Below are 13,782 nucleotides of genomic sequence, written 5' to 3' on the forward strand. Positions count from 1 at the left end.
TGTCCCTTTGCTGCCCGAGCGCGAGGCCTATTTCGCCCGCCTGGGATTGCCGATGAAAAAGATCGAAGCCGTCATCAAGCCGTTCAAGCTGGATGAAGTGAAAGAAGCGCTCCAGGACGCCGGGGTGCAAGGCATGACCGTACTGGAGGCCAAGGGATATGGCCGCCAGAAGGGCCACTCCGAACTCTATCGGGGAGCCGAGTACGTCATCGACTTCCTGCCCAAGATCAAGATCGAGGTCGTGGTTCCCGACGATATGGTCTCGTCGGTCATCGACGCGATCCAGACCGCCGCCCGCACCGGCAAGATCGGCGACGGCAAGATTTTCGTGTCCGACGTCCTGGACGTCATCCGCATCCGCACCGGCGAAACGGGGGCCCAGGCCGTCTGACCGCCAAGACTGCCGGCCGCCCTTCGGGGCGGCCGTTTCATTATCCTCCCCCAAGAAACGGACCCTCGAGAATGAGCGCCAAGAAAATCCTTTCGGAGATCAAGGACAAGGACGTCAAATACGTCGACCTCCGCTTCACCGACACCAAGGGGCGTCTGCAGCACGTCACCTTCGACATCGATCTGGTCGACGAAGAGTTCCTGGAAGAGGGAACCATGTTCGACGGCTCCTCGATCGCCGGCTGGAAGGCGATCAACGAGTCCGACATGCTGCTCAAGCCGGACCTGACCAGCTCGTACATCGACCCGTTCTACCAGCAGACCACGCTGTTCCTGTTCTGCGACGTGCTGAACCCGGACACCGGCGAGCCCTACAACCGCGACAGCCGCTCGATGGCCAAGAAGGCCCTGGCCTATGTCCAGTCCTCGGGCGTGGGCGACACCGTCTTCTTCGGTCCGGAAGCCGAGTTCTTCATCTTCGACGACGTGCGCTGGAGCACCGCCCCGCACGACACCGGCTACGCCTATGATTCGATCGAGTTGCCGGCCAACACCGGCGCCGAATACTCGGAAGGCAACATGGGCCACCGCCCGGGGCCCAAGGGCGGCTATTTCCCGGTCAACCCGGTGGACAGCGCCCAGGACCTGCGCGGCGAGATGCTGGGCGTGATGCGCGACCTGGGCATGCAGCCCGAGAAGCACCACCACGAGGTCGCCCCGGCCCAGCACGAACTGGGCCTGAAGTTCAGCGACCTGCTGACCATGGCCGACCGCCTGCAGCTCTACAAATACGTCATCCACAACGTCGCCGCCGCCTATGGCAAGTCGGCCACCTTCATGGCCAAGCCGACCTTCGGCGACAACGGCTCGGGCATGCACGTGCACCAGTCGATCTGGCGCGACGGCAAGCCGCTGTTCGCGGGCGACAAATACGCCGGCCTGTCGGACCTGTGCCTCTGGTACATCGGCGGCATCATCAAGCACGCCAAGGCCATCAACGCCTTCTCCAACTCGACCACCAACTCCTACAAGCGGCTGGTGCCCGGCTACGAAGCGCCGGTGAAACTGGCCTATTCGTCGCGCAACCGCTCGGCGTCGATCCGCATTCCGTGGGTCAACTCGCCCAAGGCCAAGCGCATCGAGGCCCGTTTCCCGGATCCGATGGGCAACCCCTACCTGACCTTCGTCGCCCTGCTGATGGCCGGCCTCGACGGCATCGAGAACCGCATCGATCCGGGCGCGGCCGCCGACAAGAACCTCTACGACCTGCCGCCGGAAGAGCGTAGCAACATTCCCGAGGTGTGCGGCTCGCTGAAGGAAGCGCTGGAGAACCTCGACAAGGACCGCGCCTTCCTCAAGAAGGGCGGCGTCATGGACGATGACTTCATCGACAGCTATATTGAGCTCAAGATGGAAGAGGTGATGCGTCTGCAATTGCATCCGCACCCGGTCGAATTCGACATGTACTACAGCTGCTGATCGACAGCCGGGGCTGACGATCGAAGGGGCCGGGCGGGAAACTGTCCGGCCCCTTCTTCATCTGGCGGCCGGATCAGCGGTTGGTGGTTTCGACTTCGAGGCCGTCCCTGCCGGCGCGAACGGTGGTGCTGTCGCCATCGCGGCGGTCTTCGACCACCACCGGCGGCGTCGGGACGGGCACTTCACGCTCGACCACGACAGGGTTGGCTGGAACCTCGCGGGTTTCCACGATCGTCGTATCGGTGTCGCCGTCGGCGGTGTCGGCGTCGTTGTCCGCAGGCGTGCAGGCCGCCGCGATAAGAGCGAAAGCGCCGATCGAGGCGGCGAGGGTCAGACGGTTGAGGCTGGACATGGCGGACTCCTGAAACGGGAACCCTGCCCAAACGGCCACGCTCCGGTCCGGTTCCGGTCGGCGCTCCTCAGGCCGCGGCCCGGTCGACCAACGGCTGCAAGGCCGGATCGACGCCTGGCGCGATCTCCCGCAGGAAACCGATCAGGGCGCGCTCGTTGACGTCGAACTCGCCGTCGCGGCCGATGCGATCCAGCAGCCAGCAGGCCTCCTCACGATCAACAGGTGCGGCGCTGGCGATCTCCCTCTCGTGTCTCGCGACGTGCTCAGCCTGATAGGCATGGTCGCTGCCGAACAGGGCGTCGCGAATGCGGGCGGGCGTCAGTCGGCCGGTTTCCGCCAGGGTTTCGCCCACCAGGCCGACCGGGTCTCCCTCGGGAGCCTCCAGCCAGGCCTGTCGGCGCAGGGCCTCGGCCCGCTCCGGCGGAGCCCAGCCCGCCGCCGCAGTTACCGCATTGGCCACCGCGCGCTTGAAGAAATCGGTCCAGCCGGGATCGTTGTCGCGGCCGCGGGTGGCGTCGTTCAGGTCGAACAGCGCGCCGGCCTCCTCGCGCGTCACGGCCATCCGGCCGGGCCCGGCGAGGGCGAAGACCAGACGCCGCATACGCTCGACCTCGTCGGCCGAAATGATCCCGTCGTTCTCGACCACCGCCCGCGTGACCAGCGACAGGCCGAAGGCGGACAGGGAGGCCGGGGCCTCGTCCGCCAGTTCCAGCGCGCGCACGACCAGTTCCAGTTCAGTGCCGTTGCGAACCCGCCGGTCCGCCTCGATCCGCGCGACCAGCCAGTCGGCCTGCTCCTGGGTGATGTAGCCCGACGGCTCCTGCTGCCGCACCAGCCAGTCGGTCATGGCCTCCAGGAAGAAGGCCCGCCATTCCGGGACCCGGCGTTCCGTGCCCTCATCGACGCGAAACAACGCCTCGACCTCTTCGGGCGTGACGGTGATCTCCCCGAACACCTCGCGACGCAGAGCCAGCACGTCGTTGGCGGTCACTTCGCCGCGCGCCACGATATCGGTGCAAAGGTCCGTCAGGCCCATGGCCGTTCTCCCGTTCGCCGGGAGGTTAGCAATCCAGCGTTACGCTTCGCCTAACGCTCAGGCGGCGACGCCCTCTGCCGCGTCCGCCTTCTTGCGCCGCAGTTCGATCAGCCGCACGCACCAGATCGACACCTCGTAGAGCAGCACCAGCGGCACGGCCAACATGACCTGGCTAATCGGGTCGGGTGGAGTGACCACAGCTGCGACCACCACGACGGCCATGATCGCGTAGCGACGGCCTTCGGCCATAACCTTCGAGCTGATGATACCGGCGAGGCCCAGCAGGGTCATCACCACCGGCAGCTGGAAGCACAGGCCGAACGCTAGCAGCAGGGCCGTGACCAGGTTCAGGTAGTCCGAGACCTTGGGCAGCAGTTCCGCCGAGACGCCGCCGCCCGCGATCTGCTGGCTCAGCGAGAACCACATGACGAACGGCAGCATGACGAAATAGACCAGCGCCGCGCCGAGCAAGAACAGCAGAGGCGCCGCGATCAGGAAGGGCAGGAAAGCGCCCTTCTCGTTGCGGTACAAGCCCGGCGCCACGAACCGGTACAGCTGCCACGCTAGAATGGGGAACGTCACGACAATAGCCCCGAAACCGGCCAGCTTCATCTTGGTGAAGAGGATTTCGAGCGGCGCCGTGTAGATCAAGTTGACCATCTGGCCATCGACGACCGGCAGCGGCTTCAAGCCGGCCGTGCCGAGGATCAGATCCAGCGGCGAGACATGCCCCCCCGGGCCGACCGCTGAGTGGAAGGCCGCGGCGGCCGCGAACGGCTTGACCAGGAAGATGTACAGAGGCTCCGAGAAGGCGAAGCACAGGATGAAGCCAAGCGCGAATGCGATTACGCAGATCACCAGCCGGCCCCGCAGTTCGATCAGGTGATCCATCAGCGGCGCGCGCGACGCCTCGATCTCATCCTCGTCCCGTTCGGCCCGGCTCACAGGTCCACCTTCTTCGCGCGGATCGGCCGGGACTTGCCGCTGGCCAGTTTGACCGAGGCTTCTCGCGCGGCCTTGGGTGTCGCGGCCGTTTTCGGCGCAGCCGTCTTCGTTACGCGCGTCTTCGTCGACGCCGTGCCGGCGCGTGGCTTCGGCTTCGGTTTGGGTTCAGCCAAGATCTCCAGCGGCTCCATGACCGGCGCGCCGTCCGGCCATTCGTCCGGCCCGGTCAGGGTCGGTGGGTCGGCGGGCGTGTAGAGCGGCTTGTTCAGGTCATTGCGGATATCGCGGAAGGCGGAGTCAGCCTCGGCTCCAAGCGGCACCATCCCTTGACCCGTGCGCAGCGCCTCGACTTCTTTGCGCAACTCATCGAGTTCCGATTGCCGCGCCATCTCGTCGAAGCTGGAGCGGAACTCGTTGGCCATAGCGCGCGCCTTGGCCATGGCCTTGCCGAGCTTGCGCATCAGCAACGGCAAATCTTTCGGCCCCACCACCAGCAGGGCCGCTATGCCGATGACAAGAATTTCAAGCCCGCCGATGCCGGGACCAAGTCCACCCATCCGTCAGGGTCTCCGACGTGAGTAGGGAACTACGACTTCAGGTCTTCTTTTTCGGCGTCCGTACGAGGCAGCGCGCCGGCGCGCTCGTCCTTCGGCTTGTCGGCGTCGGTATCCTTCAGGCCCTCGCGAAAGGCCTTGATGCCTTTGGCGGCGTCGCCCATCAGGCCGGAAATCTTGCCGCGCCCGCCAAACAAGACGAGCAGGACTAGAACGATCGGAATCCAATGCCAGGGATTGCCGAGACCCATCAGAAACTCTCCTCGTCCGGCCGATGTCCGACCCGCTCAAACTCTTCCGCCGCATATAGGCCGTTCAGTGGCGCGACGCCAAGCGATTGCCGCGTCAGGTCGCCGCGCTGTTTTCACGAATCCAGACGGCGAGGGCGTCGATGTCGATCCTGCCCTCGGCCACGCCATAGATGGTGGCCGTGGCGTCGTCCTGGGTCGCCCTGAGACGAAGGCCGTTGCGGGCCAGAAACACGACCATGCCGACGAAGGCCGCGCGCTTGTTGCCATCGATGAAGGGATGGTTCTTGGCGATGGCCACCGCATAGGTCGCGCCCAGCACGGCGATGTCGTCCTGACCCTCGTAGCCATAGGCGTTCAATGGCCGGCTCAGCGCGGACAGCAGCAGACCCTCGTCCCGCAAGCCCGCTGCGCCGCCGGTCAGGGCGATGACTTCGTCATGGGCCTGCATCATGGCGGACTGGTCCAGCCAGATCGGTTCGGTCATGATTCAGCGGGCGAGTGCGTCGAGCGTTTCGCGATAGTCGACCATGACCTCACGCACGACGGCCAACTGACGTTCCGTTTCGGACTCGCTGCTCAGAATCTCGATGGCGCTCTCATCGAGCTTCACGGTGTCGCCGATCGCCCCGCCCAGTTTGGCGAGGTCCGCCTCATTGAGCTCAATGACCGTTTTTCCGCCGAGCTCGGATATCTTCAGGTGGATCATGACGTCTCTCCTGCCTAGGAACATACGCCAAACCGGATTCGCCTCCAACCAATCGGAGGTAGGAGCCGCTGACTGAAGGTTCGCTCTTGTCCCATGTGATCATCCACACCGACGGCGCCTGCAAGGGCAATCCCGGTCCCGGCGGCTGGGGCGCGATCCTGCAGACCGGCGGCGGTCACGAGAAGGAGCTGTGGGGCGGCGAGCCGCTGACCACCAATAACCGCATGGAGCTGATGGGCGCCATCATGGCGCTCGAGGCCCTGACCCGGCCCTGCCGCGTCGACCTGCACACTGACAGCAAATACGTCATGACCGGAATCACCGAATGGATCCGGGGCTGGAAGGCGCGCGGCTGGAAGACGGCCGACAAGAAGCCGGTCAAGAACGAGGACCTGTGGAAGCGGCTCGACGTCGCCCGCGCCCGGCACGACGTCAAATGGCACTGGGTCAAGGGGCACGCCGGCCACGTCCTCAACGAACGCGCCGACGGTCTCGCCAATCGCGGGATCGAGGATATGAGGAGCTAGGCTCACAACTCTCCGCTCATCCCGGCGAAAGCCCGGATGAGCGGATGGTGATCAGACGGCCCGAACCTTCAGCTTCGGTCCGTCCATCGCCTCGACGATCACGCTCTCGCCCGCCAGCGGCGCCGCGCCCTCGATCTCGGCGACCCATTCGGCCCCCGAGACGAACACCCGGCCGCGGCCGTCGACGAAGGCCTGCACCACCTGCGCCCGCTGGCCGATAAGGCGGCTGTCGCGGGCGTTGATATCGGGGCTGTCGGACGGGTTGACCCGCTGGATAAGCCGCCGCGACAGCAGGGTGGCCGCGACGGTCAGCACCGCGAACAGCAGTATCTCGCCCAGCGGTCCCAACGGCAGGCCGAGGGCGGTGGCGACCGCCACGACCCCCGCCGCCACCGCCGGCCACAGCAGCCATTCGGTCGAGAAGGCGGCTTCCACCGCCAGCAGCATCACGCCCAGCGCCAGCCAGATCCAGTAGGGCTGTGCGGCGTGCAGGTCGATCAGCGCGTTCATGGCCTAGGTTCCCGGAACGGAGCCGCCGCCGCGAGGCGGGCGGGGCGGGGCGGGGCGCGGCGGGGCGGGCGGCGCATCCCGGCGCACGTCGCTGCGGCCCTGCTGCTGTTCCCGGGCCAGGCCGACCAGCTCGCCCAGGCCGGCGATGGTGCCGACCAGTCCGGACATCTCGGCCGGCACGATGACCGTCTTGGCCGTCGGATTGCGGGCCAGTTCGGCGAAGGCCTCGACGTATTTCTGGGCCACGAAGTAGTTGATGGCGTTGACGTCGCCGCGGGCGATGGCCTCGGACACCATGGCGGTCGCCTTGGCCTCGGCCTCGGCTTCGCGCTCGCGGGCTTCGGCGTCGCGGAAGGCGGCCTCGCGCCGGCCCTCGGCCTCGAGGATGGCGGCCTGTTTGGCGCCCTCGGCGCGGGCGATCGCGGCCTGTTTCTCGCCGTCGGCCTCGGTGATGACGGCGCGGCGCTCGCGCTCGGCCTTCATCTGGCGGGCCATGGCGTTGGTGATGTCCGCCGGCGGGGTCAGGTCCTTGATCTCGATCCGATTGACCTTGACGCCCCACGGTTCGGTCGCCGCGTCGATCACGGTCAGCAGTCGCGAGTTGATCGAGTCGCGCTGGAACAGCACCTCGTCCAGCTCCATCGAGCCGACCACAGTACGCAGATTGGTCGAGCACAGCTGGGTGATGGCGTAGGGCAGGTTTTCGATCCGGTAGGCGGCGGCCGAGGCCTCCATCACCTGGATGAAGACGATGGCGTCGACCTTCACCATGGCGTTGTCCTTGGTGATGACCTCCTGCTGGGGCACGTCGAGGACCTGCTCCATCATGTTCATGCGCCGCCCGACCCGCTCGACGAAGGGCGTCAGAATGCTGATGCCGGGGGCCAGGGTGCGGGTGTATTTGCCGAATCGTTCGACCGTGAATTCACGCCCTTGCGGCACGATCTTTACCACGCTGAATAGCAGAACGAAGGCCAGCGCGACCAGGGCGAGAGTGAAAAGAACCGAGGTGTCCATGATGTCTCCTGTCCGGCTCAGGTTAGCACCCTGTGGCCCCCACGCCACAGAAACCGGACGGCTGAAGATGACATCCGTGTAATCTTTGCCGACTAGAGCGCCGCCGCCATCCCGATCACCCGCCGCGTCTCGGCCCAGTCGACCAACGCCTCCACCTGGTCCAAGGCCACGAATCGCGCCTCCAGCGCGTCGTCGCCGGCGACCGGCTCGCCCGACACCCAGCGGGCGGCGTAGTCGATCAGCACATAGTGCCGGCCTGCGTCCGGGAAGAGACCGTCCACCACATCCACCAGTCCGATGATCTCGGCCTCCACTCCGGTCTCCTCGCGCAGTTCCCGCAGGGCCGCGTCCACCGCCCGCTCGCCCGGCTCGATCCGACCGCCCGGCAGACTCCACTCGCCCTGTCGCGGTGGCCGCCCGCGCCGGATCAGCAACACCTCTCCGCCACGCAGGCAGACCACGCCGACGCATGGGACAGGAGTGGTCAGGACGATGGACATGACCAACCCTAGCTTGGGCCTTTCGCTGCGCCCACGACTTTGACACAACGGGCGCCATGACTCCGCCGTCTCCCACCGCCATCGCCGCCCTCAAGTCCGCCCTCGGCGACGGAGGCTGGACCGATGATCCTGCCGAGATCGCCCCGTGGCTCACGGAGTGGCGCAATCGCTGGCAGGGGCATTCGCCGCTGATGCTGACGCCCCGCTCGACGGAGCAGGTGGCCGCCGCGGTCCGGCTCTGCGCCGAACACCGCGTCGCCCTCGTCCCGCAGGGCGGCGATACCGGCCTCGTCGGCGGCCAGATTCCCTATGGCGAGGTGCTGCTCTCGACCCGCAAGCTGCGCGCTGTCCGCGACGTGACCCCGCTGGACGACGCCATGACCGTCGAGGCCGGGATCACCCTTCTGGAGGCCCAGCAGGCCGCCGCCGCCGTCGACCGGATGTTCCCGCTCAGCCTCGCCGCCGAGGGCACCGCCACCATCGGCGGCGTCATCTCGACCAACGCCGGCGGCACCGCCGTGCTCCGCTACGGCGTCATGCGCGACCTGGTGCTCGGGATCGAGGCCGTGCTGCCCGACGGCGAGGTCTTCCACGGCCTCAAGCGGTTGCGCAAGGACAACACCGGCTACGACCTGAAACAGCTGCTGATCGGCGCCGAGGGCACCCTGGGCGTGGTCACCGCCGCCACCCTGAAGCTGTTCCCGGTCATGCGTTCCCGCGCCACCGCCATGGTCGGCCTCGACAGCCCCGCCGCCGCCATCGATCTGCTGGCCCGGGCCAAGGCCGAGACCGGCGGCGGCGTCGAAGCCTTCGAGCTGATGAAGCGCATCGGCATGGCGTTCGTCCTCGCCAACATCCCCGACACGCGCGAGCCGCTGGACTCGACCCCGCCCTGGTACGTCCTGATCGAGCTGGTCTCCGGCGAGCCCGGCGCCGCCGACGCGGCCATGGAGCGGCTGCTGACCCACGCTTTCGAGACCGGCCTGGTCACCGACGCCGCCATCGCCCAGAACGACAGCCAGCGCGCCGCCTTCTGGAAGGTCCGCGAGGAGCAGTCCGCCGCCCAGAAGCCCGAGGGCGGCGGCTGGAAGCACGACGTCTCTGTGCCGATCTCGCGCATCGCCGACTTCCTCGAGGAGGCCACCGCCGCCGTCGAACGCTTCCACCCCGGCGCCCGGGTCAGCGCCTTCGGCCACGTCGGCGACGGCAACCTCCACTACGACGTCCTGTGCCCGCCCGGCGGCGACCTGAAGGCCTTTCTCGCCCGCTGGGCCGAGGGCTCCCAGGTCGTCCACGACGTCGTCGCCCGCTACGAAGGCTCCATCTCGGCCGAGCACGGTCTCGGACGCCTCAAGACCGACGAGGCCCGCCGCTACAAGTCCCGGCTGGAGATCCGCACCATGCAGGCGGTCCGCGTGGCGCTGGACCCGCACCGGATCATGAACCCGGCCGTGCTGTTCTGAGGGTGACAACATAATCCGCTCATCCCGGCGAAAGCCGGGACCCAGTCCTGTCCAGTTTGACGCCGGCGCTTCAGGACGAACGGTCGGGGGATCGAACCTCGGTTCCATCACCCAAAGCACTGGGTCCCGGCTTTCGCCGGGATGAGCGGAAGGGGGAGATGCGCCCGCGCTTGCTCCCCGGGCGAGCCCGGCTTATCGCTGCCGCCACGATTCACCACCCCGGAGCGCCCCCATGACCCTCGCCCTGCTGTTCCCCGGACAAGGCAGCCAGTCGGTCGGCATGGGCGCGGCGCTGGCCGACGCCTTCGTCTCGGCCCGCGAGGTCTTCGCCGAGGTCGACGAGGCGCTGGGCTTCAAGCTCAGCCAGATGATGCGGGAAGGCCCCGAGGAACAGCTCACCCTGACCGAGAATGCCCAGCCGGCCCTTATGGCCGTGTCGCTGGCCGCCGTCCGAGTTCTCAAGGTCGAGTTCGGGGTCGACGTCACGCGCGCCGCCTTCGTCGCCGGCCACTCGCTCGGCGAATACTCCGCCCTGTGCGCCGTCGGCGCGATCTCGCTGTCCGACACCGCCCGCCTGCTCAAGTTGCGCGGACAGGCCATGCAGCGAGCCGTCCCCGTCGGCCGGGGCGCCATGGCTTCGCTGATCGGCCCGAAGACCGACCTCGCCTTGGCCGAGGCGGCCGCGAAAGCCGGCTCCGAGGTCGGCGTCTGCGTCGTCGCCAACGACAACAACGCCGGCAACATCGTCATCTCGGGTGAGAAGGCCGCCGTCGACCGCGCCATCGAGAAGGCCAAGGAACTCGGGGCCCGCGCCATCCCGCTGAACGTCTCCGCCCCCTTCCACTGCCCGCTGATGCAGCCCGCCGCCGACGAGATGGCCACCGCCCTGGCTGGGGCGACCATCGTCGCGCCCGCCGTACCCGTGGTCGCCAACGTCACCGCCCGCCCGGAGACCGATCCGGAGGTCATCCGCCGCCTGCTGGTCGAACAGGTCACCGGCCGCGTCCGCTGGCGCGAGAGCATGGAGTGGATGGCGACCGAAGGCGGCGTGACCCGCTTCGCCGAGATCGGCTCTGGCAAGGTCCTGACGGGCATGGCCAAACGCATCGCCCCCGACGCCGAAAGCCTGCCGCTGAACACGCCGGAAGAGCTGGAAGCCTTCGCCCGGTCGCTCTGACGGCGCGTCAGGTCATCACGATCCCCAGATCCGCCCGGATCGCCCCACGCACCTCCTCCGCGATCGGCACGGCGCCCCAGGGGAAGAACTGCACCATCATCACGGCGGCGTAGTTGCGGACCGGGTCCAGCCACGCCTTGGTCCCTGCTGCGCCGTCCCAGCCGAACTCGCCGGCGTTCCAGGCGCCCGGCCGCGCCACATAGCCGCCGAAACCGAAGCCGTTTCCATATGAATCCAGTTCCGGCGGCATGATGTCGGTGCGCACCAGCCGGGCGGTTTCGGGCCGCATCACCCCGCACCCGGCCCGCCCGGCCGTCCTCCAGCAGCATCGTCAGGAAGGCCAGATAGTCCTCCGTCGTCGACACCAGTCCGGCCCCGCCCGCGAACAGGGTCACCGGTCGGGAATAGGCCTCGATGGAGGAGCCGCGGTCCGGCCGGCGTCCGGGGGGCGAGTAGTCGTACAGGGCCGCCATCCGGCGCCCCTGTTCGGGCGACACGCCGAACCGCGTGTCATCCATGCCGATCGGATCGAACAGCCGCCGGCGCAGGAAGTCGGGGAAGCTCATGCCCGAGGCCCGCTGGATAACCAGGCCGAGCACGTCCAGGGAGGCGCTGTAGCTGTAGGCCGTCCCCGGCTCGGACGTCAGGGGAAGCTCGCCCAGCCGCCGGACCATCTCGTCCAGATCATGCACCCGGGGCGCTTCCCCGGGGTCCAGATCGCCCGTGTAGGGAAATATCCCGGCCCGGCGATAGGCCGTCGGCACCGGGCCATCGCCCGCGATGTTGTAGCTCAGGCCGCTGGTGTGGGTCAGCAGATGCCGCACCGTCATCACCCGGGTCGCCGGCCGGGCGTCCAGCCCCTTCTCCGGATCGATCGCCACCGTCAGGCGCGAGAACTCCGGCACGAAATCCGTCACGGGCTGATCCAGCGACAGTTTGCCGTCCTCGATCAGCAGGGCCGCCGCCGTCCCGGTGACCGGCTTGCTCATGGAATAGATGCGAAAGACGGTGTCCCGGTTCATGGCCGGGGAGGGGCCGAAGTCCTGGGTTCCCGCCTGCAGGTAGACGTCCTCGTCGTTGGGGAGCCTCAGGCCCACTGTCGCGCCCGGCAGCCGCCCGTCCGCGACATAGCGGTCCAGAACCGCCTGCACCTGCGGAAAGCGCGTGGCGTTCGCGACGCGGGGCGTTCCGGCGCACCCGGTCAGCCCGAGGACGCCCGCGCCCAGCAGCAGCGTCCGGCGGTCCGTCAGGAACCCGCTCGCGGGTGTGGGGCGTTCCGGCATGGCGTTCCTCTGGCGGTGCGGCGCGGCCTCGGATAGGACCGGGTGCAGGACAATGGCGGAGCTTTCGATATGTTCAACCTCTCAGGCAAGACCGCGCTCGTGACCGGCGCCACCGGCGGCATCGGCGGGGCCATCGCCCGCGCCCTGCATGCCCAGGGGGCCGCCGTCGTCCTGTCCGGCACCCGCGAGGCCGTGCTTCAGGACCTGGCGAAGGAGCTCGGTGATCGCGCCTTCGCCGCCGCCGCCAACCTGTCCGACCCCGAATCGGTCGACGGCCTCGTCGCCCGGGCCGAGGAAGCCGCTGGCGCGCCGCTGGACATCCTCGTCGCCAACGCCGGCATCACCAAGGACGGTCTGCTGATGCGGATGAAGGACGAGGACTTCTCCGACGTCATCAAGGTCAACCTTGAGAGCTATTTCCGCCTCTCGCGCGCCGCCATGAAGGGGATGATGAAGCGCCGTTCGGGCCGGATCATCGGCGTCACCTCGGTGGTCGGCGTCACCGGCAACCCCGGCCAGACCAACTACGCCGCCTCCAAGGCCGGAATGATCGGCTTCTCCAAGTCGCTGGCCCAGGAAGTGGGCTCCAGGGGCATCACCGTGAACTGCATCGCTCCGGGCTTCATCGCCTCGCCAATGACTGACGTGCTCAACGACCAGCAGCGCGAGACCATCCTCAAGACCATCCCGCTCGGTCGTCTCGGCGCCGGCGAGGAGATCGCCGCCGCCGCCGTCTATCTGTCCTCCGACGAGGCCGCCTACGTCACCGGCCAGACCCTGCACGTCAACGGCGGCATGGCGATGATCTGATGACCCTCCAGATCAGCCGTCTGACTTTCATGAGCGAAGACTGACCGACCGCTATGACCTTTGCGTCGATCTTTGGCGATGATGAGCACACTGCGGCCGACGATCCGTACGCCCGCGTGCTCAAAGCTCGGAAGTGGGTGCTACTCGCGGCCGGTCTCGTTTGGCTATTCGGAGCAGGTTATTTTGAAGCCAAGCCCTTCGGCGTTCTGCTGGGAACTGCGAACATTCCTGGGTGGGTCTGGTTTCAAGCGTCTCTTTCGGCGATTGCCTATTCGGGGCTGCAGTACATGCTCTTGATAGCGCAACTCGGAAGTCGGTATCGACGGATTCTGGACGGGCGGGTGAATGACCATCTCCACGAGCGAGCGGATCGTTTATTCGGGGAAATGGACACCGTAGCCGATGAAATAGAGACGCTTACGGCGAGACGCTCAAGCAACAGTGCAATCCTGGATCCCGAGGCACTAGAAACGCGTCTCAGGGCAGCGACCAGAAGACGCAAACTGCTGGACGTGAGGATACAGGCCCTCCGAGACGATATGCAGCACCCCAAGTGGTATGTAGCGCTAGAGGGCATCATTGACCTTATTCGCATTGGTGCGCCGATCCTCGCTGCGGCCTTGGCAATAATTTTAGTGAGCCGAGCGAGCTAGACATGGCGAGGATCTGAGGACGTCACGGATAGCTACACCCTATTTCCAGCCGTCCCGCCTGTGCTAAAGCCTCCGCAACCGGTTCGCGTGAGTCTTCGTTGAAGGCTTGCGCAGCCGTCGCCGTCGTCA

Annotated in this window: 18 protein-coding genes and 1 pseudogene; 7 read left to right on the forward strand and 12 right to left on the reverse strand. The window is 67.1% G+C overall.

Annotated features, from left to right (window positions below):
* Positions 1-52 precede the first annotated feature (52 nt).
* A complete protein-coding gene (locus tag VEB62_RS11735; protein WP_324777049.1) occupies positions 53-391 on the forward strand; it encodes a P-II family nitrogen regulator in 339 nt (112 codons plus the stop codon).
* Between the two features lie 71 nt (positions 392-462).
* Positions 463-1,869, forward strand: a complete 1,407-nt coding sequence (gene glnA, locus VEB62_RS11740; protein ID WP_324799681.1) for a type I glutamate--ammonia ligase — start codon at positions 463-465, stop codon at positions 1,867-1,869.
* A gap of 73 nt (positions 1,870-1,942) precedes the next feature.
* Here glnA and VEB62_RS11745 read toward each other — a convergent pair whose 3' ends face one another.
* The 7 genes from VEB62_RS11745 to VEB62_RS11775 all read right to left on the reverse strand — a co-directional run bounded on the left by VEB62_RS11745 (position 1,943) and on the right by VEB62_RS11775 (position 5,713).
* Positions 1,943-2,221: a hypothetical protein gene (locus tag VEB62_RS11745; protein WP_324799684.1), complete on the reverse strand. Its 279-nt coding sequence runs from the start codon at positions 2,219-2,221 to the stop codon at positions 1,943-1,945.
* 67 nt (positions 2,222-2,288) lie between these two features.
* Complete coding sequence (locus VEB62_RS11750; RefSeq protein WP_324799687.1) at positions 2,289-3,257, reverse strand: hypothetical protein; 969 nt, start codon at positions 3,255-3,257, stop codon at positions 2,289-2,291.
* Positions 3,258-3,314: 57 nt separating this feature from the next.
* Entirely contained in the window at positions 3,315-4,202 is an 888-nt protein-coding gene (tatC, locus tag VEB62_RS11755; RefSeq protein ID WP_324799689.1) for a twin-arginine translocase subunit TatC, read from the reverse strand.
* Positions 4,199-4,759 carry a Sec-independent protein translocase protein TatB gene (tatB, locus tag VEB62_RS11760; protein WP_324799692.1) on the reverse strand — a complete coding sequence of 187 codons (561 nt, stop codon included), beginning with the start codon at positions 4,757-4,759 and terminating at the stop codon, positions 4,199-4,201. Before tatB ends, tatC begins: the two co-directional genes overlap by 4 nt.
* Positions 4,760-4,788: 29 nt before the next feature.
* Positions 4,789-5,007 carry a twin-arginine translocase TatA/TatE family subunit gene (locus VEB62_RS11765; RefSeq protein WP_324799695.1) on the reverse strand — a complete coding sequence of 73 codons (219 nt, stop codon included), beginning with the start codon at positions 5,005-5,007 and terminating at the stop codon, positions 4,789-4,791.
* A 94-nt stretch (positions 5,008-5,101) separates the two neighbouring features.
* Complete coding sequence (locus VEB62_RS11770) at positions 5,102-5,491, reverse strand: type II toxin-antitoxin system death-on-curing family toxin (protein ID WP_324799698.1); 390 nt, start codon at positions 5,489-5,491, stop codon at positions 5,102-5,104.
* A 3-nt stretch (positions 5,492-5,494) separates the two neighbouring features.
* A complete protein-coding gene (locus tag VEB62_RS11775; protein ID WP_324799700.1) occupies positions 5,495-5,713 on the reverse strand; it encodes a hypothetical protein in 219 nt (72 codons plus the stop codon).
* Between the two features lie 86 nt (positions 5,714-5,799).
* Between VEB62_RS11775 and rnhA the strand changes: the two genes are divergently transcribed.
* The gene (rnhA, locus tag VEB62_RS11780) at positions 5,800-6,240 is read left to right on the forward strand and encodes a ribonuclease HI (protein WP_414642043.1); all 441 of its coding nucleotides are present in this window, start codon (positions 5,800-5,802) and stop codon (positions 6,238-6,240) included.
* A gap of 51 nt (positions 6,241-6,291) precedes the next feature.
* Here the strand turns inward: rnhA and VEB62_RS11785 are convergent, their stop codons facing one another.
* From VEB62_RS11785 to VEB62_RS11795, 3 genes are all read right to left on the reverse strand, one after another.
* The gene (locus VEB62_RS11785; RefSeq protein ID WP_324799702.1) at positions 6,292-6,750 is read right to left on the reverse strand and encodes an NfeD family protein; all 459 of its coding nucleotides are present in this window, start codon (positions 6,748-6,750) and stop codon (positions 6,292-6,294) included.
* Between the two features lie 3 nt (positions 6,751-6,753).
* The gene (locus tag VEB62_RS11790; RefSeq protein WP_324799705.1) at positions 6,754-7,767 is read right to left on the reverse strand and encodes an SPFH domain-containing protein; all 1,014 of its coding nucleotides are present in this window, start codon (positions 7,765-7,767) and stop codon (positions 6,754-6,756) included.
* Positions 7,768-7,859: 92 nt separating this feature from the next.
* Entirely contained in the window at positions 7,860-8,267 is a 408-nt protein-coding gene (locus VEB62_RS11795; RefSeq protein WP_324799708.1) for an NUDIX hydrolase, read from the reverse strand.
* 56 nt (positions 8,268-8,323) lie between these two features.
* Here VEB62_RS11795 and VEB62_RS11800 point away from each other — a divergent pair, with 56 nt between their 5' ends.
* Together VEB62_RS11800 and fabD are read left to right on the forward strand one after the other, a co-directional pair.
* Positions 8,324-9,730: an FAD-binding oxidoreductase gene (locus tag VEB62_RS11800; RefSeq protein ID WP_324799711.1), complete on the forward strand. Its 1,407-nt coding sequence runs from the start codon at positions 8,324-8,326 to the stop codon at positions 9,728-9,730.
* 232 nt (positions 9,731-9,962) lie between these two features.
* Positions 9,963-10,907: an ACP S-malonyltransferase gene (gene fabD / locus VEB62_RS11805; RefSeq protein ID WP_324799713.1), complete on the forward strand. Its 945-nt coding sequence runs from the start codon at positions 9,963-9,965 to the stop codon at positions 10,905-10,907.
* A gap of 7 nt (positions 10,908-10,914) precedes the next feature.
* Here the strand turns inward: fabD and VEB62_RS11810 are convergent, their stop codons facing one another.
* Positions 10,915-11,196, reverse strand: coding sequence for a hypothetical protein (locus tag VEB62_RS11810; protein ID WP_324799716.1), 282 nt, complete (start codon positions 11,194-11,196; stop codon positions 10,915-10,917).
* A pseudogene (locus tag VEB62_RS16735) lies at positions 11,189-12,190 on the reverse strand (serine hydrolase domain-containing protein); the annotation flags it as partial. The gene VEB62_RS11810 and the pseudogene VEB62_RS16735, both read right to left, overlap by 8 nt.
* 69 nt (positions 12,191-12,259) lie before the next feature.
* Between VEB62_RS16735 and fabG the strand changes: the two are divergent.
* A complete protein-coding gene (fabG, locus tag VEB62_RS11815; RefSeq protein ID WP_324799719.1) occupies positions 12,260-13,000 on the forward strand; it encodes a 3-oxoacyl-[acyl-carrier-protein] reductase in 741 nt (246 codons plus the stop codon).
* Between the two features lie 53 nt (positions 13,001-13,053).
* Positions 13,054-13,653, forward strand: a complete 600-nt coding sequence (locus VEB62_RS11820; protein ID WP_324799722.1) for a hypothetical protein — start codon at positions 13,054-13,056, stop codon at positions 13,651-13,653.
* The last annotated feature ends 129 nt before the right edge of the window (positions 13,654-13,782 follow it).

The organism is Brevundimonas sp. (assembly GCF_035626975.1).
Classification (GTDB): Bacteria; Pseudomonadota; Alphaproteobacteria; order Caulobacterales; family Caulobacteraceae; genus Brevundimonas.